Genomic DNA, 20,269 nt, shown 5'->3' on the forward strand with positions numbered 1-20,269 from the left:
TTTTACCATTAAAGACCTAATCAATTAAAGCAGCGCTTCGCCGGTTAACCGTTCGAGCACTTTAAGCGGTGCCAGCTCTGGATTTTTAAGCCCATTCACATCAATTAAGTAGGTCTGCTCAAGCATATATTGCCCGCTCATCGCCGCATGCGGCACCTGATCGGCGTAACAGACCCACGTCGCGCCGGGGAAGAAATCCACATCCCACTGCACGCCATTTTTCTGATACTCAAGATCCGCCTTCATCGCATCGTGCATCGCGAGCATCAGATGATCGTAATGCGTGCGGCGGCTTTTCGTGATGTGCAATTTATCTTGAATCCAACTCGCCATCGGTGAGTAAGGTTTTAACCCCGGAAGTACGCGCTTTGCAAGCGTTTCAAAGGATTCCCCCACACGCCACGATCTCGGCACACCATGGGGATTAATATTGTTAAAAATCCGTAAAATACGATTGCCATGGATCGGACGCGATGGAAAGGCATCCACATGAAGTCGCGTATCATCTTTGCGCCAGGAGTTTTTATCCTGCCACTTAGCAATCTCATGCACGCGAAGACTATTTACCGGCTCAATAAGATGGCCTTTATAGTTCGGTAACAGCGTTTCCACCAATGCTTTTGTGGACGCATAGTAACGCTCAAGGAGTGCCTTAATTACCGGCTCATTGGCAGGATCGACCACACCGCGAAGCTGATCTTTCTCCACATTAAAACTGATATTTTTACGCTTAGGATCCACAAGTTCTGGGCCAAGTAACGCCGCTTCCGTCTCGGTCAAATCAAACTTTAAATTGGGAAAAAAGAGGACATTTCCCGCCTCAAGCGTATCGATAATCTCACTTGTTTCCGGCGCTTCAAAATCCCATGAAGTGTGCGGTAATTCTAAAATGGGGGCGCTTAACGCCGCTCTGTCCGTCATCATTTACTCCTTGCTACCGGCATCGGCAGCCGCCATCCCATCTGAATCCCGCTGATTGGCATATTGTTCATTTAACGATAATAACAAGCAGATTCAAATGGTAATCGTTTACAATTAAGTAATTAATTATACAAAAATAATCCAAAATGTCATCTAATTGTCATGATTTTATGATATAGAGCGTAAAAATCGTCGGGCATAAGGCTTATCTACCCATTATCCTTGGATTATCCATTCGTTATTCACAAGGTTATCCACATTCTAAAGTTGCCGATCCCCCTAAAATCGGCTACTATTTGATCATCTTCAATCTGCATAAAAAGCGTCCATCTGCCGATTAAATTTGCCCAATGCCTTTTTAATCTGTATAATGCTACGCGTTTTGTGTGTAACAACTTTATGGATAGAGGAAACGATGCAAAAAATGATCATCACCTGCCCTCAAGGCACTGCTTTTCAAGCAGTTCTTTCTCTATTTATTAGATTTTTTTGAAAACCGACAATGAAGTCGGTTTTTTTTTGAGCCAAAATTTTTTTAACTTAAAAAAAGAGAGCATTTATGACGCGCCCAACAAAACCCATTATCGCCCTAGACTTCCCGAACTATCTCGAGACCAAAGCCTTTTTAGAATTGATGCCGGCCGATGAAAAACTCTATATCAAAATTGGTATGGAACTTTTCTATAACGAAGGCCCGATGTTAGTTGAAACCTTAAAGGCTCGCGGATACGAAGTATTCCTCGATTTAAAACTCTACGATATTCCCAATACGGTTAAAAGCGCGATGATTGGCCTTGCAAAACTTGGCGTTGATATGGTGAATGTTCACGCAGCCGGCGGAAAACGCATGATGGAAGCGGCGCTCGAAGGCCTTGATATCGGCACTCGTGCGGGGAAAACGCGCCCGCATCTTATCTCAATCACCCAGCTCACCTCGATGACGGAAGCGGAGATGCAGCGGGAGCAAGGCGTGCAAATGTCACTCCTTGAATCGGTCATTAACTACAGTCAGCTCACTCATGAAGCGGGACTTGATGGGGTGGTCTGTTCGGCTCAAGAAGCGCAAAAAGTAAAAGAAAATACTCATGGAGAATTTCTCTGCGTCACCCCGGGGATTCGTCTTGCCTCCGATGCGGCCGACGATCAGCGCCGTATTATGACCCCGCATCAAGCGCGCCTCAATGGCTCAAGTTATATCGTGGTCGGTCGCTCGATTACGCAAGCGACGGATCCTCTACAAGCGTATTACACTGTTAAATCTGAATGGGAAAAATAATTATGAACGTTGCAAAAGAAGTGGCAAAACGCCTTATCTCAATCGATGCGGTTTCACTCTCACCGGATGCGCCTTTTACTTGGGCATCGGGCATCAAATCACCCATCTACTGCGATAACCGCTTAATTGTGAGTTATCCTGCGGTACGTAAATTTATCTCAAAACGTTTAATTGAGATGATCGAACGCGAATTTCCTGAAGTTGAGGTGATCGCGGGAACGGCAACCGCCGGGATTCCGCACGCTTCATGGGTCTCAGCGGTTCTTGAAAAACCGATGGTCTATGTGCGCAGCTCACCGAAAAAACATGGCCGCGGCAACATGATCGAAGGCATTGTGGAAAAAGGTAAAAAAGTGGTGATCGTTGAAGATTTAATCTCAACGGGCGGCAGCTCCATCACCTGCGCAAAAGCTTTAGAAGAAGCAGGATGCGAGGTTATTGGCGTTGCGGCGATCTTCTCTTATGAGCTCCCCGCGGCAACGAAAAACTTTGCCGAACAAGGCAATTTAAAACATGTGACGTTAAGCAACTACCCCGCACTTTTAGAGGTGGCGCTTGACGAAAAAATGATTACCGAAGCACAGCTCGGCGTCATTACCGAATGGAATAAAGATCCTGAGAACTGGGGCAAATAGAGCATGAGTGCGGAAAAAATTATCATTGAAAAAGGCGATAAGAAAACCCTTCTCGCCTCCACGATGGGCTATGCAATGGATGGCCTCGACATTATGATCCTCGGCTTTGCGATGGTGCTGATTCGAAATGAATTTGGCCTATCCCACGCTGAGGGCGGTATGATTCAGACCTTAACCCTAATCGGGACGGTGCTTGGCGGCATTATCTTTGGTATGCTCGCCGATAAATATGGTCGCGTTCGCGTCTTTAACTGGACCATTTTGCTCTTCTCGCTCTTTACAGGGCTTGCGGCCTTTGCCCCGAATGCTGAAAGTTTTGTAGTGTTGCGCTTTATTGCAGGGCTTGGACTGGGTGGCGAATTTGGGATCGGAATGACACTGGTGGCGGAAACTTGGCCGGCGAAAAAACGCTCACGAGCCACTTCAGTTGTGGCGATTGGATTCCAGATCGGTATTGTCCTTGCGGCGCTGACAAATCTCTTTGTCTCCCCTCATTTTGGCTGGCGCGGAATGTTCTTAGTGGGCGCACTTCCCGCTCTACTTGTGTGGTGGGTTCGCCATAATCTTGATGAGCCGGAGATGTGGAAAGCGGTCAAACGTCAAAACAAAAACAAGATCTCCATCAAACCGCTCTTTAAAGATCGCCGTACCACGATTACAACACTTGGCCTCATTATCGCAACGAGTGTGCAAAACTTTGGCTTCCACGGCATTATGGTGTGGATGCCATCGGTCCTTCTTGAAGAGCATGGCCTTAAACTCTCGGACATCACCTTCTGGACCTTTATTACCGCTGCCGGCATGATCGTCGGAACGCTGATTTTCGGACAAGCGGCAGACCGATATGGTCGTCGCCCTACCTATATCTTCTTCCTGTTAGTAAGCGCGGGCTTTGTCTGGATCTACTTCCAACAAACAAACCTTGCGTTAATTATCGGGCTTGCAGCGCTATTAGGATTCTTTGTCAACGGCATGATGGGCGGCTATGGTGCGCTCTTATCGGAGCATTATCCCACTGAGGTTCGCTCCTCGGCACAAAACATTATCTTTAATGTGGGCCGTGGTGTAGCAGGATTTGCTCCCTTTATCATCGGGTCACTCTCGAAAGATCATTCGTTAAGCGTAGCGCTTGGCGCAATCTCAGGGGTCTATCTTCTCTCAGCCGCTGCCTTTGTCTTTATGATTCCAGAAACCAAAGGTAAAGCACTCGAATAACGATGAGTATCGCTTCAAACCTACAAAAGTTGTCTTAAGAACCACAACTTTATAATTATCGCCTCTCCTCGGAGAGGCTTTTTTATGCTTCAAAATCAAGGATATCAATCCATTCACTTAAGTTTCAGCACGCCATTAAAATCTCCCATGGCGCACTTCAAAATGATTGATCCATTATCCCACTCTTATCCTCAAGTTATCAAATGGCTTATCCACAAGGTTATCCACATTTACCATTCAAACGAGCATAAACACAAAAAAGTTATCCCCGAAGTTATCCACAACCCTTTCCCATGAAATTGTGGATATCCCCATCTTTTATCCAAAAAGTGTCCGTTAACGGATAACTATGTCTCCCTTTAAAAACACAATGTTTTTTTAAACACCTTTTTAGGTCATTTTAGATTTACATGTGTGCTTCAATTACGATCAAAAACTTATTCACTGATACGCTTTTTCCACATCGTGCATCACAACAAAAAAGATTTTATTCCCCGTTTGGGTCACTCAATTTTTAAAATGCGATTAAATAGACCCATTGAATGATCGAGTTTCACTCGCGTCCGCAAATAGATGCGGATGACTGTATGGACTTATCCAGAGGTTATCTCGTAATTATCCAAAGAATTATAAAAGGGTTATTCACAATGTTATCCACAAGCCTACAAAAGTCTTCAAATTAGTGCGGTGGCTGTTGAGTGGAGTTCTTCTAAACATATTTGAAATTGACTAAAAATGTTTCATGTGAAACCGTAACATTAATGGATTTTTAATGTGTTAGTGGAAGTGTAGGATTAAAGACTGAAAAAGTTCCCCACAACTTATCCACATTACGCCAATATAAAAAGCGTCTTTTGTATACTTTTTATTCAAAAGATGCGTTGTTTATTAGAGATTATGAAGAAGAGACCTGTGTAACCGTAAAAAATGTGAGGTTTCACATGGAACAATTGATCGAGCTACTGTTTTTATTAAAGAGTTATTAATTCGTTTCAAGTGGAAGGATTTGCCGAGTTAAACTGATATCTTCATTGAGATGGGTGCCGCCCTCTTTACCGTCCGCGCCTAAGGTGTAGAGACGATAGTGCGATGGCGTACGCTCATAATAGTAGGGGCGATTCCACGGATCAGACAGCAGATCATCACGAAGATAGGGGCCTTGCCAATCTGGTGTCGATTGCGCCTCAATTAAGACCGTAAGTCCTTCCTCATTGCTCGGATAATCGCCAAGTTCTTTACGATATACACTGAGCGCCCCTTCAATGGAGCGCAGATTTTGGTTCACTTCAATGACGCGGGATTCATTATTAATGCCGAAAATATTTTGCGCCACCATAGTAATTAAGATGGCAAAAATCGCCGAGAGCACCATCAGCTCAACAAGCGTGACCCCACGTGAGCGAGTCATCTGGTTCACCGTTTTATAGTGAGTCAATCGACGTTTATGATCCATTCCCCTGCTCCTCATCACTTTTTAACGCTCGGAGATCGACTCAAAGAGCTCAAAATAGGTAGGGAAGGTTTTATTCACGCAGGCAGGGTCTAAAATAATAAGATCGGTCTTAAACGCGCAGAGCGAAAAACACATAGCAATGCGATGATCATCATAGGTTTCGATCGCAACATTTGGCGTTAACGTCGCTTGTGGGGTAATCTCAATAAAATCAGGGCCGGTCTCAACGGTTACGCCAAGTTTACGGAGCTCGGTCGCCATCGCATCAATGCGATCGGTCTCTTTTACGCGCCAGCTGGCAATATTCCGTAGGCGAGTCTTACCGTTAGCGTAGAGTGCAAGCGTCGCGAGCGTCATCGCGGCATCGGGAATATCATTGCAATCAAGATCAAGACCTTTGAGTTCGCCATTTCTCGGCGGTTTCACGGTAATCGAATGATCATTCCAGGTAACCTCTGCCCCCATCATTTCAAGCACGTGGGCAAATTTCACATCCCCTTGAATCGATGATTTTCCCACGCCCTTTACCGTCACCTCTCCGGCAATGGCGCCGGCGGCTAAAAAGTAGGACGCGCTTGAGGCATCGCCTTCCACAAAGAGATGGTTTGGAGATAGATACCGAGACCCCGCGGGAATGGTAAAAGATTGAAAATTATGATTGATGACTCGAATGCCAAATTGTTCTAAAGCTTTGAGGGTGATGGTGATGTAGGGTTTGGAAATCAGCTCACCATCGATCTGAATAGTAAATTCTCGCCCAATCATCGGCAGCGCCATCAAAAGTGCAGTGAGATATTGGCTCGAAACATCGCCCTTTACCGTTACTCTATCGCCGGTAATATTTCCCGCTTTAATCGCAAGCGGTGGGTAGCCCTCATTTTCAAGATAATCGATCTTCGCGCCAATCGTATTAAGTGCGGTCACAAGATCTTTAATCGGGCGTTCGTGCATGCGCGGAATCCCACGAAGCTGATAATCCCCGCCATTTAACGCAAGCGCCGCGGTTAAGGAGCGAAAGGCGGTGCCGGCATTGCCTAAAAAGAGATCCCCGTTTTTCCCCGGGAGCGAGCCTTTTCCACCTTCAACCGTAACTCCACTCAAAGAATCGCCGGACAGCATGATTCCGAGAGCTAATAGCGCTTCTTGCATACGCTCAGTATCATCGCTTTCAAGCAGATTTTCGATCACCGTTGTGCCATGTGCGAGCGCACTTAATAACAGATAACGATTGGAAATACTTTTCGATCCCGGTACGGTCACCGTGCCGTTTAATCGATCGCGTTTAGTTAAGGTTAACTGCTCCATAGCTCCCTTTTAATCTCTCTTGTCGATAGTTATTTTTTTGGTTTAACCACAATTGGATTCACCACAATTGAGACAGGTTAAACAGCCATCCATCACGATCGCCGCTTTCACCATGCATTTTTTACAGACGATCGCGCTCTCGGGAAAATCGCCAGAGGCTTGCTCAGCGGCCGCCAATTCAGCCCGTTTTTCCGCAATCATCGCCTGTTTTGTGCCATCGAGTTTCGGTGCATCAATCAGCCCAATAATCTCTAAATGACGTTGCAATACATCGCCAATTTCAGCAACGAGCGAGGGCATATATTTGCCGCCCTGCTTAAAATAGCCACCTTGGGGATCAAATACCGATCCGAGTTCTTCGGCCAAAAAGGTGATGTCTCCCCCTTTTCGAAACACCGCAGAAACAATTCGCGTCAGCGCCACAATCCACTGGAAATGCTCCATGTTTTTGGAATTGATAAACATCTCAAAAGGGCGACGCTGCTCATGCTCGGTGCCTTCATTTAAGATCATATCATTAATCGTGATATACATCGCATGTTCTGAGAGCGGCGTTTTCACTTTATAAGTGGACCCAACAAGGCGATCCGGGCGCTCGATCGCTTCATTCATCGAATCGATCCCAAGGGGCAATGAACTTTGCACCGGCTCGCGAAGTGTATCGTCAGACTCACTTCCTTTCTGTTTGACCTGATAGCCGATAATTTTTTGATTAATTTTGGTAATACTCATCCTGATTCTCTCCTAGAATTTTCCGTAATAACCCTCTTTTAACGCCTCAAAGAGATTGGCCGCCGTATGAATCTCCCCATCGTACTCAATGCGCTCATTTCCCTTAAGCGTCACCTCCGAACCATCGTCAAGATTGAAGGTGTAGAGCGTATTTTCAAGATCTTTCTCTTTCACCAACACCCCTTGGAATACCTCAGGATTAAAGCGGAAAGTTGTGCACCCTTTTAAGCCCTTTTTATAAGCGTACAGATAGATATCTTTGAATTTTTCATAGGGATATTCGGTCGGAATATTAGCGGTTTTTGAGATGGAGGAATCCACCCAAATTTGCGCGGCGGCTTGCATATCAACATGCTCTTTTGGCGAGACGCTATCGGCACTAATAAAGTACTCAGGCAGCGCATTTTCAGGCTCTTTCGCGTGAGGCATCGCGTTTTCATTAATAAGTTGACGATAGAGCAGTAACTCATAAGAAAAGACATCAACGCTCTCTTTGGTTTTACGCCCCTCTTTAATGATATTGCGAGTGTAATGGTGGGCAAAACTGGGTTCAATGCCGTTAGAGACATTGTTCGCGAGCGAGAGTGAAATCGTCCCCGTTGGCGCAATGGAACTGTGATGGGTAAAACGTGCGCCAATCTCGGCAAGTTCAGCGATCAGTTCGGGGCGTTCCGCACCAATTTTTTGCATATAGCGTGAATATTTCGCGTGAAGCACTGAGCCTTTAATGGTGTCGCCAACGTGATAGCCATCGTTCACCATTTCAGGACGCTTGTTAAGCATCGCTTGGGTAACGGTAAATTCTTCCGCTAATAACGGCGCCGGCCCCTTCTCTTTGGCAAGCTCAAGGGCGATCTCCCAACCGCGGATTGCCATGCGTTTGGTTACCGCTTCGGTAAAGGCCACCGCTTCTTCAGAGCCATAGGCAATGCCCATCATGGTGAGCGCGGATCCAAGACCTAAATAGCCCATGCCGTGACGGCGTTTATGAAAGATTTCATGTTGCTGTTTTTTAAGCGGCAAGCCATTAATCTCCACCACATTATCGAGCATACGGGTAAAGATCCCCACAATCTCATCAAAACTCTCCCAATCAAACGCGGCATTTTCGGTAAAGGGATCCCTCACAAAGCGCGTTAAATTGATCGAACCGAGAAGGCACGATCCATACGGAGGAAGCGGCTGTTCGCCACAGGGATTGGTCGCGCGGATATGCTCACACCACCAATTATTGTTCTGCTCATTGACCTTGTCGATCAAAATAAAGCCCGGTTCCGCGTAATCATAGGTCGAGCTCATCACCACGTCCCATAACCGGCGCGCTTTGATGGTTTTATAGATGCGACACGCTACCTCGCCCGCTTCATTAACGATTAAGTTTTCCGTGGTAGGCCACTCTTTCCAAAGGATATCCTCGCCTTTGAGAGTTTCCGGATCGTCAATCTCTTTGGCTTGAATGGGGAAAATCAGCTCCCAATCGAGATCCTTTTCCACTGCTTCCATAAAATCCGATGTGATAAGAAGCGAGAGGTTAAATTGACGCAGACGGCCATCCTCGCGCTTAGCATGGATAAATTCGACAACATCCGGGTGCTCGACACTAAATGTTGCCATCTGCGCACCACGGCGTCCTCCGGCGGAACTAACGGTAAAACACATTTTATCGAAAATATCCATAAAGGAGAGCGGCCCTGAGGTATAAGCTCCCGCTCCCGATACATACGCCCCTTTTGGGCGAAGCGTCGAGAAATCATAACCGATCCCGCATCCGGCTTTGAGCGTCAGCCCCGCTTCATGGACTTTGCCTAAAATATCATCCATTGAATCTTCAATGGTGCCCGAAACGGTACAGTTAATGGTGGATGTGGCCGGTTTATGGGATTCTGCGCCCGCATTGGAAATAATACGTCCCGCGGGAATCGCTCCATGTTGCAGCGCTTTAAGAAAACGCTCATACCAGATCTCTTTGAGCTCATTACTCGTCTCAACCTCGGCAATGGCGCGCGCAACGCGCTTGAAGGTATCGTCAATCGTTTGATCAATCGGGATGCCCTCTTTGCTGATAAGGCGATATTTTTGCTTCCAAATATCAAATGATGCGTCTTGTAGAGGAATCGTGTGAGTCGTCATGAAGAAATCCGTCCTTTTCCAATGAGATAGAAATCGATTACCGCACTCATTATACAGATTTTAATGAGAATAAGGCCTACTTTGGTTAAGTTTCGCTGTGCAAATTAAGGATCGAAGCTGAGTGCATTTTTCCGCTTTGAATTCCATAAAACGGAATAAAAAAGCCCTGTCACCGGACAGAGCTTCCATTCAGTATAGTACGTTATTAGGCCCTAATTTGCCTATTCTTTACCGTACACATCATAGCTGAAATATTTTGTCTCAACTTCTTTGTACGATCCATCGTCACGGCTTGCTTTAATGGCTTTTTCAAAGGATTCACGCAGCTCGTTTTCCCCTTTACGGATTCCAACGCCGACCCCTTCACCAAACCATTTTTCATCCATAAAATCAGGGCCCACAAACTCAATGCGCTCACCATAGCCTTTTTGTAAATAACCGGTATCAAGAGGAACCACGTCCGCAAATACAAGATCAATACGGCCGGTTTCAAGGTCGATCATCGCTTCGTCTAAGTTACGATAGCTACGGATTTTAGCAATTTTACGGAATTCATCATTGAGATAGATTTCATGAATGGTACCGCTTTGAACCCCAATGCGTTTTTTCTTTAAGCCTTCTTTGGTGATGTCATAGTTTTTCCCTTTAGGAGCCACAAAACGAGCGGGGGTTTGATAATACTTTTTAGTAAAGTCGATCGCTTTTTTACGATCATCGGTAATGGACATTGACGCTAAGATTGCATCGATGCGTTTGGTGTTAAGCGATGGAATCAGCGCATCAAAGTCCACTTGAACGATTTCACATTTACGTTCCATCTTTTCACAAAAGAGACGCGCTAGATCGGGCTCAAAGCCTTCAATTGTCCGTTCTGGAGAGATATAGCTAAAGGGAGGATAGGATCCTTCAATTCCAATTTTAATTGTCTCTTGAGCAAAGGCTGCTGATAAGAGAAGCGTTGCTGCAGTTAAGGTTTTTTTAATCATTTTTATAACTCCTCTATGAGTATTTGTTTAAGCTGACCTTTTTTATATTATCATGTCTTTATAAATAATAAATGATGATGAGCGGCTGAAGTTATCCACAGGTTTAGGCCAAAAACTGTGAATAACGCCCCTTTCGAGCTTTTTTTGATGTGGATAACATTTTCCATAACTCTGCCAAGCATCCGTTGATAAAAAACAGGGTATTTTTCTCCACACGTTATCCACAGGTTATGAAGAGGCCTCTCCGCTGAGTTTTTAATATTTCAATCAAATCAATAGGTTAGTTTTAGCGATAAAAAAGCCAAAATGAAATGAATTTCACTTTGGCTCTCTTTTGTTGATGATGCGTTACTTAAGTGACGCAAACGGTTAGAACAGGTTAGCCGCGTTTTGTTTTAAACAGGTAGCCTAAACTTAAACCTAAGGCAAACATTACCACCGCCGGTACCATCCACTCCATGTCAGCGCCGTGGAACGGAAGATAGCTAAGGATCGCCTCTAAGTTGCCTCCAAGGGGCGACTTTTCCCCGAGCTGTGATTTTACAACGGACAATACGCTGATAATCACGGTGCTGTAGATCGGTAATTGAAGCGCAAGGTTCGGCATCCCTTTGAGGGCTTTATCGATAAAGACCAGCGCAATTAACACAATGGTGATCGGGTAGATGATCATCAATACCGGTACTGCGCCTGAAATGATGCTGTTTAAGCCTTGGCTTGCAATCACAAAGCTGATTAAGGTGAAGATCACCGCGTAGATACGATAGCTTAAGATCGGTAAGATCTCATTGAAGTAGCTACTGATCGCTACAATCAGACCGATCGCGGTGGTTAAACAAGCAAGGGTCACGATTCCACTCAAGAGCATGCGTCCCGCTTCCCCATAGGTTAAACGCGCTACCGCCGTTAAGATCGACGCGCCCATGTTGCCGCCCGCGGCTTCCGCTTCGCTTAACAGATAGTTGTTTCCAATCCAGCCTAACGATAAATAAACCGCGCCAAGTCCAACGCCGGCAATGACAGCCGCAATCGACGCTTGTTTGAAGATCTGTTTTTGATTGGTAATGCCGGTTGCTTTCACTGCATTTAAGACAATGATCGCAAAGGCCACCGCCGCAATGGTATCCATGGTTTGATAGCCTTCAAAGAACCCTTTAAAAAATGGGGTTGTGGCATACGCGGAATCACTCGCTTCGGTAATTGGCGTATCAAGGAGCATAAAGGAACGCACAATCAAAAGAATAATCGTCACTAATAAAAGCGGCGTCAAGATTTGGCCAACGCGATCCACGAGTTTATGGGGATTGAGGGCTAGGAAAAATACAATTAAGAAGTAGACACCGGCAAAGAGAGTAATCGAAGCGGTTGTCTGCTCGCCACCAGCTAAGAATGGCAAAATTCCCATCTCATAGGATACGGTCGCGGTTCTTGGAATCGCAAAGAATGGTCCGATCGTTAGATAGATCGTAATCATAAATAATAGAGAGAAGATCGGGTGCACGCGTTTTGCTTCAGCACGATAGCCTTCCTCTGAGAATGATCCCCCAATAACACCTACAAGAGGTAGACCAACTCCCGTCACAACGAAGCCTAGAATCGCGAGTACGAAATTTGATCCACTTAATTGCCCAACCGATGGGGGGAAAATTAAGTTCCCTGCTCCGAAGAAGAGAGCAAACAACATAAATCCAATAAATAATGTCCGTTTATACATACTAATTCTCTTTGAAATCCAAAAAAATTGACTTACGAAAAGCGCACTTTTGTTGTTATGAAAAATGCGGCGCTTTATGTCAAATAAGCGGTGAGCTTATTGAGGGTGAGTGTATTAAACGTGGGGTCTGTTTATTTAAAAATCGTGAAGGTTTTGCCTTTGGGATTTATCACTCAGATACATAATCGATAATAAAGCCCTTTTGGGGCACGTTTATAATTATCAATAAATTTCATTCTAGGCAAATTTTTAAAATAAAACTAGGTTAAAACGGAATATATTGAAATTTTTCTTGTATATATCTTTATCTCTTTATATTAATTTGATGATGATGAGTTTTGTGAGTTATCCACAGGTTGTGCACAGAATCCCATAAAAATGCTCCTTTTCGACGTTTTTTGCTGTGAATAAGATTGCTGAAAAACGATATTACAAAATATTGATAAGTCGAGCCCTGATTTCTCCACAAGTTATCCACAGTTTTAAGCCGTTTTTATCCCCAAAGTTGTGCATAACGGTTAATCGATTGAATGTTAAATTAAAAAATTCCCTAAAAAAGCCCCGAAAATGTGAAAACTGGGGCGAAAATTTGGGTTAAGCGGGTCCCAATGGCAAAGTTATCCACAGAAAATGCTTAAAAAACGTGGAAAAGATGTGGATAAGTTGTGGAAAATTTTTTTGATGAAGTGTGTGGAAAAATCAATAAAAAATAAAAAACGCGCTGCGCGCGTTCGTTAACAGAATCAAGATGATTAAAAAATAGACAGTTGAGATAAAAAATGAAAACGAAAAAGCTCGCGCGATGCGCGAGCTTTTTAATCTCGATCGGAAAGAACGCTTTCTTTTTAAAGGATTATCCGGCGCTCTCTTCGTTGATAAATCGTGGTTCAACCAAACCGTTGGTTTAATTTGGCAATTAAATCCATCAGGGCTTTTCCGCGGTGTGAATTGCGATTTTTCTCATCAGGCGTCACTTCGGCAAAACTCTTATTTAACGGCGGGAAGAAGAAGAGCGGGTCATAGCCAAAGCCATTTTCTCCGGACGGCGCGTCTAAAATCGTGCCGTAGACCTCGCCCTCGCTAATAATGGGTACGGGGTCGTTCGCGTGCTGTAGCAGGACAAGAACGCATTTAAAGTGAGCGCGTCGCTCGGTATCTCCTGTTTCGGAGAGGTTTTTAAGTAAAAGAGCGTTATTGGCAGCATCGGTCTTTTCAGCGCTATAACGTGCAGAATAGATGCCCGGAGCCCCGCCGAGTGCGTCAACCACTAACCCAGAATCATCGGCAAGAGTGGGAAGATGAGTAATCTCGGCAATGTGGCGCGCTTTAAGGAGGGCATTTTCTACAAAGGTGAGTCCGGTTTCCTCCGCCTCGCTCTCAATATTAAGATCAGAGAGCGATAACACCTCAATCCCGAGGGGCGCGAGCAGCGTTTTAAATTCAGCGACTTTACCGGCGTTGTGGCTAGCGATAACAAGTTGGTGCATAGACGGGATCTCCCAGAGATGAATATCGGTTAATTGATCGGATAGAGGGCTTAGAAGCGATTGTAACGGTGTACTATCGGGCAGCGTGAGCGTCGGCGCGATTTCAAGGAGTGGCACAATCACAAAAGCACGCTCCTGCATACGCGGGTGTGGCAGCGTTAAACGCTTTGTGTCGATCGTAACATCATCATAGAGGAGTAGGTCAATATCGAGCGTACGAGGCCCCCAGCGAAGCGTACGAGTGCGCAGATGACTCTCTTCGATCGCTTGCATCGCCGTTAATAGATCGAGAGGGCTTAAGGAGGTTTGCAGCGTAATGGCGATATTTAAAAAATCCGGTTGAGCCGGCCCGATCGGTTTGGTGCGATAAAAGGAGGAGACCGACACCGACGAAATCTCGGGATGCGCCTTGATCTCTCCTATTGCGCTGATTAATTGATATAGGGGATTGTTTAGATTTGCCCCGAGAGAGAGGGCGACAAAATGGCTCATTGAGGATTCCATAAAAAAATATTTTAAAAAAAAGATGATATAACTCTTGCTTTTATGCCGATTACAGCGTAATGTTTCAATTGTCTCTCCGCTTAATGAAGTGTCTTGAGAGATGTTTAATTTTAAAAGTATAACGCGTTAGTTATACCATGTTTTATTTTGTTGAGGTTTTTTATGCGTATTGGAACTGTGAAATGGTTCAATGAATCTAAAGGATTCGGTTTTATTACTCCAGAAGATGGAGGTGCCGATGTATTCGTCCACTTTTCAACCATTTCAGGTGATGGCTTCCGTACTTTAGCTGAAGGGCAAAAAGTAGAGTTCGAAGCTAAAGAAAGCGAACGCGGTCTACAAACAGTTGTTTGTAAGCCTGCATAAGATGATTTTCCCGGCGGTGCGTTAAGCATTCGTAGGAAACATTTTACACATTGAATTAATAGGGCTTGTAGCAAACGCTACAGGCCTTTCTTTTTGTCTTGAGTTTAGGACGATAGATTACTCGCGGAGCATTAATTGTTGAATCAAACGATCAAGGCATTAAAAAGCCCCCTCCGGTTTGCATTAAACCAAGGAAGGGGCTTTTTCTATTCGTATCATTTCGTCATTCGCCGTTTGTATAAACCAACAAACAAACGAATGATTGATCTGATCTTACATTAATTCAATCATAAGATCGCCAAACGCGTCCGTTGATACTTGCGTTGCGTTTTCCATTTGGCGGGCAAAGTCGCTGGTGACTTTACGTGATGCGATCGCTTTATTGAGCGCGCTCACTACTAAATCCGCCGCTTCCGTCCAGCCAAGATGACGTAACATCATCTCTGCCGATAAAATTAGCGAACCTGGGTTTACAAGGCCTTTTCCTGCGATATCAGGAGCTGTACCGTGAGTTGCTTCAAAGATTGCCACTTTATCTGAGATATTCGCGCCCGGTGCAATTCCGATTCCGCCTACTTGCGCGGCAAGCGCGTCTGACACGTAGTCACCGTTTAAGTTAAGCGTTGCGACCACAGAGTATTTTTCAGGCTCTAAGAGGATGCGTTGTAAGAATGCGTCGGCGATACTGTCTTTAATAACAATTTCGTTGCCGGTTTTTGGGTTTTTAAATGAACACCAAGGACCATCACCGATCAGTTTTGCGCCAAATTCATTTTGCGCGAGTGCATAACCCCAATCGCGGAAGCCCCCTTCGGTGAACTTCATGATATTACCTTTGTGAACGAGCGTTACGTTCGGTTTATCATTGTCGATTGCGTATTGAATCGCTTTACGTACAAGACGCTCAGTTCCCTCTTTTGATACCGGTTTAACGCCAATACCTGAGGTTTCTGGGAAGCGAATTTTGGTAACGCCCATCTCGTTTTGTAAGAATTCGATCACTTTTTTCGCATCATCTGAGCCCGATTCCCACTCAATGCCCGCATAGATATCTTCTGAGTTTTCACGGAAAATTACCATGTCAGTTTTTTGGGGCTCTTTTACGGGTGATGGAACGCCTTCAAAGTATTGAACGGGGCGCTGACAAACATAGAGGTCGAGCTGTTGACGCATTGCTACGTTAAGTGAGCGAATCCCGCCACCGACCGGCGTCGTTAATGGGCCTTTGATCGATACAACGTACTCTTTTAATGCTTCGATTGTTTCCGCTGGAAGCCATTCGTTTTCGCCGTATACTTTAGTGGATTTTTCACCAGCATAGACTTCCATCCAGGCAATGGCGCGTTCGTTGTTGTACGCTTTATTAACCGCAGCATCCACAACTTTTTGCATCACCGGAGTGATTTCAGCCCCAACGCCGTCCCCTTCGATAAATGGAATGATGGGGGTGTTGGTGACGTTTAATGAAAAATCAGCGTTGACGGTGATTTTGTCGCCTTTGGGTACAGTAATGTGTTGATAAGTCATATGGTTCTCCTCTCAATTAACCATGAACTAAGGTGTATAATTCAGTCTATTCGCGTCGCTGAATTATCCGTTTTGCTCCGATAGAAAATGGGGTGTTTGGAGCGCCCACCCCTAAAAATTGTTGGTTATGATCATAGAGTCGGTATAAAGGCTCGGTGAGCTCGGTCTCTACGCGAATGCGCTGTCCATGAAGGACGCGGGCACTCTCGTCTTCAGTAAATTCCCACTTCGGCAGATCAATGAGCGCTGAATCAACCGGTAATAATAAACGATCGAGCGTTTCTAACGAATCCGCGGCTTCAAGCGTCTCAAGCGTGACCATAGTGGGCGTCATAAAGGGATAGATCGCGGTGCGGCGTAGCATCGTTAAATGTCCAAGCGTTCCCAATTTTGCAGCAATGTCTTCTGCTAATACCCGCACATACGTCCCCTTTGAACAGGTTACTTTTGCATGAAATGAATGGTCATTAAATCCGATCAGCTCAAGGCTTAAAATGGTGACCGGGCGTGCCGCTCTTGGCACTTCAATTCCTTCACGGGCGAGCTCATAGAGCCGCTTTCCATTGTGATGGAGGGCTGAGACCATGGGCGGCGTTTGTAAAATATCACCGGTGAGCGCTTCTAATGCATCCGTTAAAAGGGATTCGCTTAAAGGGGGAATGGCTTGGGTCTCGATCACCTCTCCCTCTTTATCGCCCGTTGAGGTTTTTTCTCCCAAAGCACAGATAAATTCGTAGGATTTGTGGCTATCGAGTAGCTGGCTGCTAAATTTAGTCGCTTCGCCAAAGGCAATGGGCAATAACCCGGTGGCCATGGGATCGAGCGTCCCGGAGTGGCCCGCTTTTTCAGCTTGAAAAAGACGGCGGACGTGCTGCAATATTCGATTGCTGGTCACGTCCATCGGTTTGTCTAATAATAAAATGCCGTCTAAAGGACGGCGTACAATTTTATTCTTTGTCTGTTTCTCTCGCATAATCACCCGTATTGAGATCGGCTTTGCGCTCATCATCACGAATTGCTTCAGAGATTAATAAAGAGAGCTCGTTACTTTTTTCTAAGAGGTCATCATAGATAAAGAAGAACTTAGGAATGGTGCGTAACCGCAATGTTTTCCCAAGCTGTCTACGAAACTCACCGCCGTAACTCTCTAGCATTTCGATGATCTCATCGCGCTCTTCTTTCGGGCCTAAATAGGTCACATAGACTTTCGCTTGAGAATAATCGCGCACAGTGTCCACGAGCGTGACCGAAATCATGCTCGCACGCGGATCAAATATTTCTTGGCGAATGAGGAGCGAAAGCTCTTGCTTTAACTGCTCATCCACCCGTTTTAATCGTGAATTACTCATAATTATAGTTTACGCTCAACTTGAACTTTTTCATAGACTTCAATTTGGTCACCGGCTTGAACGTCGTTGTAGTTCTTCACGCCGATACCGCACTCAAAGCCTGAACGAACTTCGTTTACGTCGTCTTTAAAGCGGCGCAGTGACTCAAGTTCGCCTTCATAGATCACAATATTATCACGAAGTACGCGGATGCGGTTATTTCGTTTCACCACCCCTTCAGTTACCATACAACCGGCGATTGCACCGATTTTAGGTGATTTGAAGACGTCGCGAACTTCAGCAATCCCGATGATCTCTTCTTTAAATTCAGGCGCGAGTTTACCAATGAGGGCTTGTTTCACTTCGTCGATCACATCATAGATGACGCTGTAGTAGTGAAGGGCAAGACCTTCCTCTTCGATAATCTTACGAGCTGCGTTGTCGGCACGAACGTTAAATCCAATTACGATCGCATCAGACGATACCGCTAAGTGCGCATCGGATTCGTTGATTCCGCCTACACCGCTTGCAACCACTTTCACGGTCACTTCGTCATTTGAAAGCTCAGTAAGTGAACTGACTAACGCTTCCACCGATCCTTGAACGTCTGCTTTAAGGACGATGTTAAGCACGTTTTCACTACCTTCACCCATATTATTAAAGAGGTTTTCAAGTTTCGATTTATGCTGACGTGCCAGTTTGATTTCGCGGAACTTACCTTGACGGAAGTTGGCAATTTCACGGGCTTTACGCTCATCAGGAACCACCGTTACTTCGTCACCTGCGTTTGGAACGCCTGAAAGACCGAGAATTTCAACGGGAATTGAGGGTGATGCACTCTCAACGTTGTTGCCGTTTTCATCAATTAAAGCACGCACGCGTCCATACTCATAGCCGGCGAGTACAATGTCGCCTTTTTTGAGTAGACCCGATTGAACGAGGACGGATGCGACCGCACCACGGCCACGATCTAAGCGTGATTCAATCACCGCTCCGCGAGCAGGGCCTTGGTTGATCGCTTTGAGCTCAAGCACTTCTGCTTGAACGAGAATTTGGTCAAGAAGATGATCGATGCCTTCACCGGTTTTCGATGACACAAAGGCAAAGAGGTTTTCACCGCCCCACTCTTCCGATACGATGCCGTATTGGGTGAGCTCAGACATGATGCGATCTTTATCCGCGGTCGGTTTGTCCATCTTAGTAATGGCTACGATAACCGGAATGTTAGATGCTTTCGCATGCTGAATCCCTTCAACGGTTTGTGGCATGATGCCATCATCGGATGCCACCACAAGCACAACGATATCCGTCACTTTCGCACCACGGGCACGCATTGCGGCGAACGCACTGTGTCCTGGAGTGTCTAAGAAGGTAACGACGCCTTTTTCTGTTTTCACATGATAGGCACCGATGTGCTGAGTGATGCCACCGGCTTCATCGCTCGCTACGTGTTCTTTACGAATGTAGTCAAGGAGCGAGGTTTTACCATGGTCAACGTGACCCATGATGGTTACCACAGGTGGGCGTGCCATTAAGAGTGAATCATCGCCTGATTCAATCGATGCGAGTAACTCATCTTCAAGGGCATTTTCGCTCACGAATTTATAGTCATGACCCATCTCTTCAACCACAATCGCGGCCGTTTCTTGGTCAAGGACTTGGTTAATAGTGACCATTGAACCCATATTCATCAGCGCTTTAATCACCTCAGCCGCTTTGATCGACATTTTGTGAGCAAGTTCTGATACGGTAATGGTTTCACCAATTTCCACTTCGATTTTCTTCGCTTCCGTTGGCATTTGGAAGCCGTGTTCTGGGCGGCGACGTTGACTGTCACGGCCACGTTTACGGCGTCCGGGTTTGAGAGAGATCTCTTCTTTCTCAAACTCATCATCTTTACGACGGCGTTTGCGAGGGGCGCGTTGCTTACGTTCAACCGCTGGCTCCTCTTTTTTCGCTCGAGCTTTTTTAGGTTTGTGCGCAGCTTCCATCTCCGCTTCGTCCTCTGTGTCGTTTGTATCCTCTACAGGATCATTTTGAAATTGGATATTAATTTTTGAAACGGTACTTTCGCTGGCAGAACGAGCAGCTTCGGTCAAGCGTTGAATCTCTTCTTGACGTTTTTTCTCTTCAAGTTCTTTACGGCGACGCTCTTCGTCATCGCGTTTTTTCGCTTCTTCTTCAGCACGGCGTTTCGCTGCTTCCATGCGCGCTTGTTGTGCTTTCGCTTCTTCGTCACGTTTTGCGTCTTCTGCATCCCGTTTCGCCGCTAATTTAGCGTCTTGAGCGGTTTTTTCTGCATCAACGGGCGCTTCTTTGGTCGCAACTGCATCGGTTGAGCGTGAAGATGACTCGGCAGGCGCTGTTGATGAATCGTTAGATTCAGCCTTTGGAGCGTTCTCGTGCGTTTCAACTTTGTCAGCTGGGGTAGTATTCGCGTGAGTGCTATCGATCACAGGGGCATCTGCAACAGTCTTATTAATGTTGTCAGCCGCTGCTTCCTCAGCATTACGTTTTACATAGGTACGCTTTTTACGCACTTCAACAGCTACGGTGCGTGCTTGCCCAGGGGTTGTTTCCACTTGCAACTCAGTATGGGTCTTGCGCTTTAATGTAATTTTACGTGGACTTTTGGTGTTGTTATCTTTATCACTCATCTTATATCTTTCCAAGTAGACAAAAATTGTGTC

At 45.6% G+C, this 20,269-nt stretch carries 16 protein-coding genes and 1 pseudogene; 4 read left to right on the plus strand and 13 right to left on the minus strand.

The features are described from left to right. Nucleotides 1–24: 24 nt before the first annotated feature. On the minus strand, nucleotides 25–924 hold the full coding sequence (locus OXI21_RS01685) for a Kdo hydroxylase family protein (RefSeq protein ID WP_279617819.1): 900 nt from the start codon (nucleotides 922–924) through the stop codon (nucleotides 25–27). 556 nt (nucleotides 925–1,480) lie between these two features. On the opposite strand from OXI21_RS01685, the gene pyrF reads away from it, so the two are divergent. From pyrF to OXI21_RS01700, 3 genes are read left to right on the plus strand one after another with little or no spacing between them, the layout of a single operon-like run. Next, a complete protein-coding gene (gene pyrF / locus OXI21_RS01690) occupies nucleotides 1,481–2,197 on the plus strand; it encodes an orotidine-5'-phosphate decarboxylase (RefSeq protein WP_279617820.1) in 717 nt (238 codons plus the stop codon). Nucleotides 2,198–2,199: 2 nt separating this feature from the next. Then, nucleotides 2,200–2,832, plus strand: a complete 633-nt coding sequence (gene pyrE, locus OXI21_RS01695; RefSeq protein WP_279617821.1) for an orotate phosphoribosyltransferase — start codon at nucleotides 2,200–2,202, stop codon at nucleotides 2,830–2,832. Nucleotides 2,833–2,835: 3 nt separating this feature from the next. Then, the gene (locus OXI21_RS01700) at nucleotides 2,836–4,047 is read left to right on the plus strand and encodes an MFS transporter (RefSeq protein WP_279617822.1); all 1,212 of its coding nucleotides are present in this window, start codon (nucleotides 2,836–2,838) and stop codon (nucleotides 4,045–4,047) included. 982 nt (nucleotides 4,048–5,029) lie between these two features. Here the strand turns inward: OXI21_RS01700 and gspG are convergent. The 8 genes and pseudogenes from gspG to folK all read right to left on the minus strand — a co-directional run. Next, entirely contained in the window at nucleotides 5,030–5,500 is a 471-nt protein-coding gene (gene gspG / locus OXI21_RS01705; RefSeq protein WP_279617823.1) for a type II secretion system major pseudopilin GspG, read from the minus strand. A 21-nt stretch (nucleotides 5,501–5,521) separates the two neighbouring features. After that, nucleotides 5,522–6,805 (minus strand): 3-phosphoshikimate 1-carboxyvinyltransferase, encoded by a 1,284-nt coding sequence (gene aroA, locus OXI21_RS01710; protein WP_279617824.1) that lies wholly within the window; start codon nucleotides 6,803–6,805, stop codon nucleotides 5,522–5,524. 42 nt (nucleotides 6,806–6,847) lie between these two features. Then, the gene (locus tag OXI21_RS01715) at nucleotides 6,848–7,537 is read right to left on the minus strand and encodes a hypothetical protein (RefSeq protein WP_279617825.1); all 690 of its coding nucleotides are present in this window, start codon (nucleotides 7,535–7,537) and stop codon (nucleotides 6,848–6,850) included. Between the two features lie 12 nt (nucleotides 7,538–7,549). Then, complete coding sequence (locus tag OXI21_RS01720) at nucleotides 7,550–9,667, minus strand: adenosylcobalamin-dependent ribonucleoside-diphosphate reductase (protein ID WP_279617826.1); 2,118 nt, start codon at nucleotides 9,665–9,667, stop codon at nucleotides 7,550–7,552. 221 nt (nucleotides 9,668–9,888) lie between these two features. Then, the gene (locus OXI21_RS01725) at nucleotides 9,889–10,653 is read right to left on the minus strand and encodes a transporter substrate-binding domain-containing protein (RefSeq protein ID WP_279617827.1); all 765 of its coding nucleotides are present in this window, start codon (nucleotides 10,651–10,653) and stop codon (nucleotides 9,889–9,891) included. A 379-nt stretch (nucleotides 10,654–11,032) separates the two neighbouring features. Beyond that, nucleotides 11,033–12,367 (minus strand): branched-chain amino acid transport system II carrier protein, encoded by a 1,335-nt coding sequence (gene brnQ, locus OXI21_RS01730; RefSeq protein ID WP_279617828.1) that lies wholly within the window; start codon nucleotides 12,365–12,367, stop codon nucleotides 11,033–11,035. 887 nt (nucleotides 12,368–13,254) lie between these two features. Next, nucleotides 13,255–13,854, minus strand: coding sequence for an XTP/dITP diphosphatase (locus OXI21_RS09775; protein WP_347815497.1), 600 nt, complete (start codon nucleotides 13,852–13,854; stop codon nucleotides 13,255–13,257). A 105-nt stretch (nucleotides 13,855–13,959) separates the two neighbouring features. Then, a pseudogene (gene folK / locus OXI21_RS09780) lies at nucleotides 13,960–14,358 on the minus strand (2-amino-4-hydroxy-6-hydroxymethyldihydropteridine diphosphokinase); the annotation flags it as partial. A 162-nt stretch (nucleotides 14,359–14,520) separates the two neighbouring features. On the opposite strand from folK, the gene OXI21_RS01740 reads away from it, so the two are divergent. Further along, nucleotides 14,521–14,724, plus strand: coding sequence for a cold-shock protein (locus OXI21_RS01740; RefSeq protein ID WP_279617830.1), 204 nt, complete (start codon nucleotides 14,521–14,523; stop codon nucleotides 14,722–14,724). A 273-nt stretch (nucleotides 14,725–14,997) separates the two neighbouring features. On the opposite strand, the gene icd is transcribed toward OXI21_RS01740, so the two are convergent. The 4 genes from icd to infB are packed head-to-tail and all read right to left on the minus strand — an operon-like array spanning nucleotide 14,998 to nucleotide 20,236. After that, nucleotides 14,998–16,251, minus strand: coding sequence for an NADP-dependent isocitrate dehydrogenase (gene icd / locus OXI21_RS01745; RefSeq protein ID WP_279617831.1), 1,254 nt, complete (start codon nucleotides 16,249–16,251; stop codon nucleotides 14,998–15,000). Between the two features lie 46 nt (nucleotides 16,252–16,297). After that, a complete protein-coding gene (gene truB / locus OXI21_RS01750; RefSeq protein WP_347815498.1) occupies nucleotides 16,298–17,224 on the minus strand; it encodes a tRNA pseudouridine(55) synthase TruB in 927 nt (308 codons plus the stop codon). Continuing rightward, complete coding sequence (gene rbfA / locus OXI21_RS01755; protein ID WP_279617833.1) at nucleotides 17,199–17,600, minus strand: 30S ribosome-binding factor RbfA; 402 nt, start codon at nucleotides 17,598–17,600, stop codon at nucleotides 17,199–17,201. Before rbfA ends, truB begins: the two co-directional genes overlap by 26 nt. Before the next feature lie 2 nt (nucleotides 17,601–17,602). Further along, complete coding sequence (infB, locus tag OXI21_RS01760) at nucleotides 17,603–20,236, minus strand: translation initiation factor IF-2 (protein WP_279617834.1); 2,634 nt, start codon at nucleotides 20,234–20,236, stop codon at nucleotides 17,603–17,605. Nucleotides 20,237–20,269 lie beyond the last annotated feature (33 nt).

It is taken from the genome of Ignatzschineria sp. RMDPL8A (genome assembly GCF_029815055.1).
Lineage (GTDB): Bacteria > Pseudomonadota > Gammaproteobacteria > Cardiobacteriales > Wohlfahrtiimonadaceae > CALZBJ01.

What these genes read in the sequence shown, in the direction of transcription:
- OXI21_RS01685 (WP_279617819.1), bottom strand. Translation starts at nt 924, where the DNA reads ATGATGACGGACAGAGCGGCGTTAAGCGCCCCCATTTTAGAATTACCG.
- pyrF (WP_279617820.1), top strand. Translation starts at nt 1,481, where the DNA reads ATGACGCGCCCAACAAAACCCATTATCGCCCTAGACTTCCCGAACTAT.
- pyrE (WP_279617821.1), top strand. Translation starts at nt 2,200, where the DNA reads ATGAACGTTGCAAAAGAAGTGGCAAAACGCCTTATCTCAATCGATGCG.
- OXI21_RS01700 (WP_279617822.1), top strand. Translation starts at nt 2,836, where the DNA reads ATGAGTGCGGAAAAAATTATCATTGAAAAAGGCGATAAGAAAACCCTT.
- gspG (WP_279617823.1), bottom strand. Translation starts at nt 5,500, where the DNA reads ATGGATCATAAACGTCGATTGACTCACTATAAAACGGTGAACCAGATG.
- aroA (WP_279617824.1), bottom strand. Translation starts at nt 6,805, where the DNA reads ATGGAGCAGTTAACCTTAACTAAACGCGATCGATTAAACGGCACGGTG.
- OXI21_RS01715 (WP_279617825.1), bottom strand. Translation starts at nt 7,537, where the DNA reads ATGAGTATTACCAAAATTAATCAAAAAATTATCGGCTATCAGGTCAAA.
- OXI21_RS01720 (WP_279617826.1), bottom strand. Translation starts at nt 9,667, where the DNA reads ATGACGACTCACACGATTCCTCTACAAGACGCATCATTTGATATTTGG.
- OXI21_RS01725 (WP_279617827.1), bottom strand. Translation starts at nt 10,653, where the DNA reads ATGATTAAAAAAACCTTAACTGCAGCAACGCTTCTCTTATCAGCAGCC.
- brnQ (WP_279617828.1), bottom strand. Translation starts at nt 12,367, where the DNA reads ATGTATAAACGGACATTATTTATTGGATTTATGTTGTTTGCTCTCTTC.
- OXI21_RS09775 (WP_347815497.1), bottom strand. Translation starts at nt 13,854, where the DNA reads ATGCACCAACTTGTTATCGCTAGCCACAACGCCGGTAAAGTCGCTGAA.
- OXI21_RS01740 (WP_279617830.1), top strand. Translation starts at nt 14,521, where the DNA reads ATGCGTATTGGAACTGTGAAATGGTTCAATGAATCTAAAGGATTCGGT.
- icd (WP_279617831.1), bottom strand. Translation starts at nt 16,251, where the DNA reads ATGACTTATCAACACATTACTGTACCCAAAGGCGACAAAATCACCGTC.
- truB (WP_347815498.1), bottom strand. Translation starts at nt 17,224, where the DNA reads ATGCGAGAGAAACAGACAAAGAATAAAATTGTACGCCGTCCTTTAGAC.
- rbfA (WP_279617833.1), bottom strand. Translation starts at nt 17,600, where the DNA reads ATGAGTAATTCACGATTAAAACGGGTGGATGAGCAGTTAAAGCAAGAG.
- infB (WP_279617834.1), bottom strand. Translation starts at nt 20,236, where the DNA reads ATGAGTGATAAAGATAACAACACCAAAAGTCCACGTAAAATTACATTA.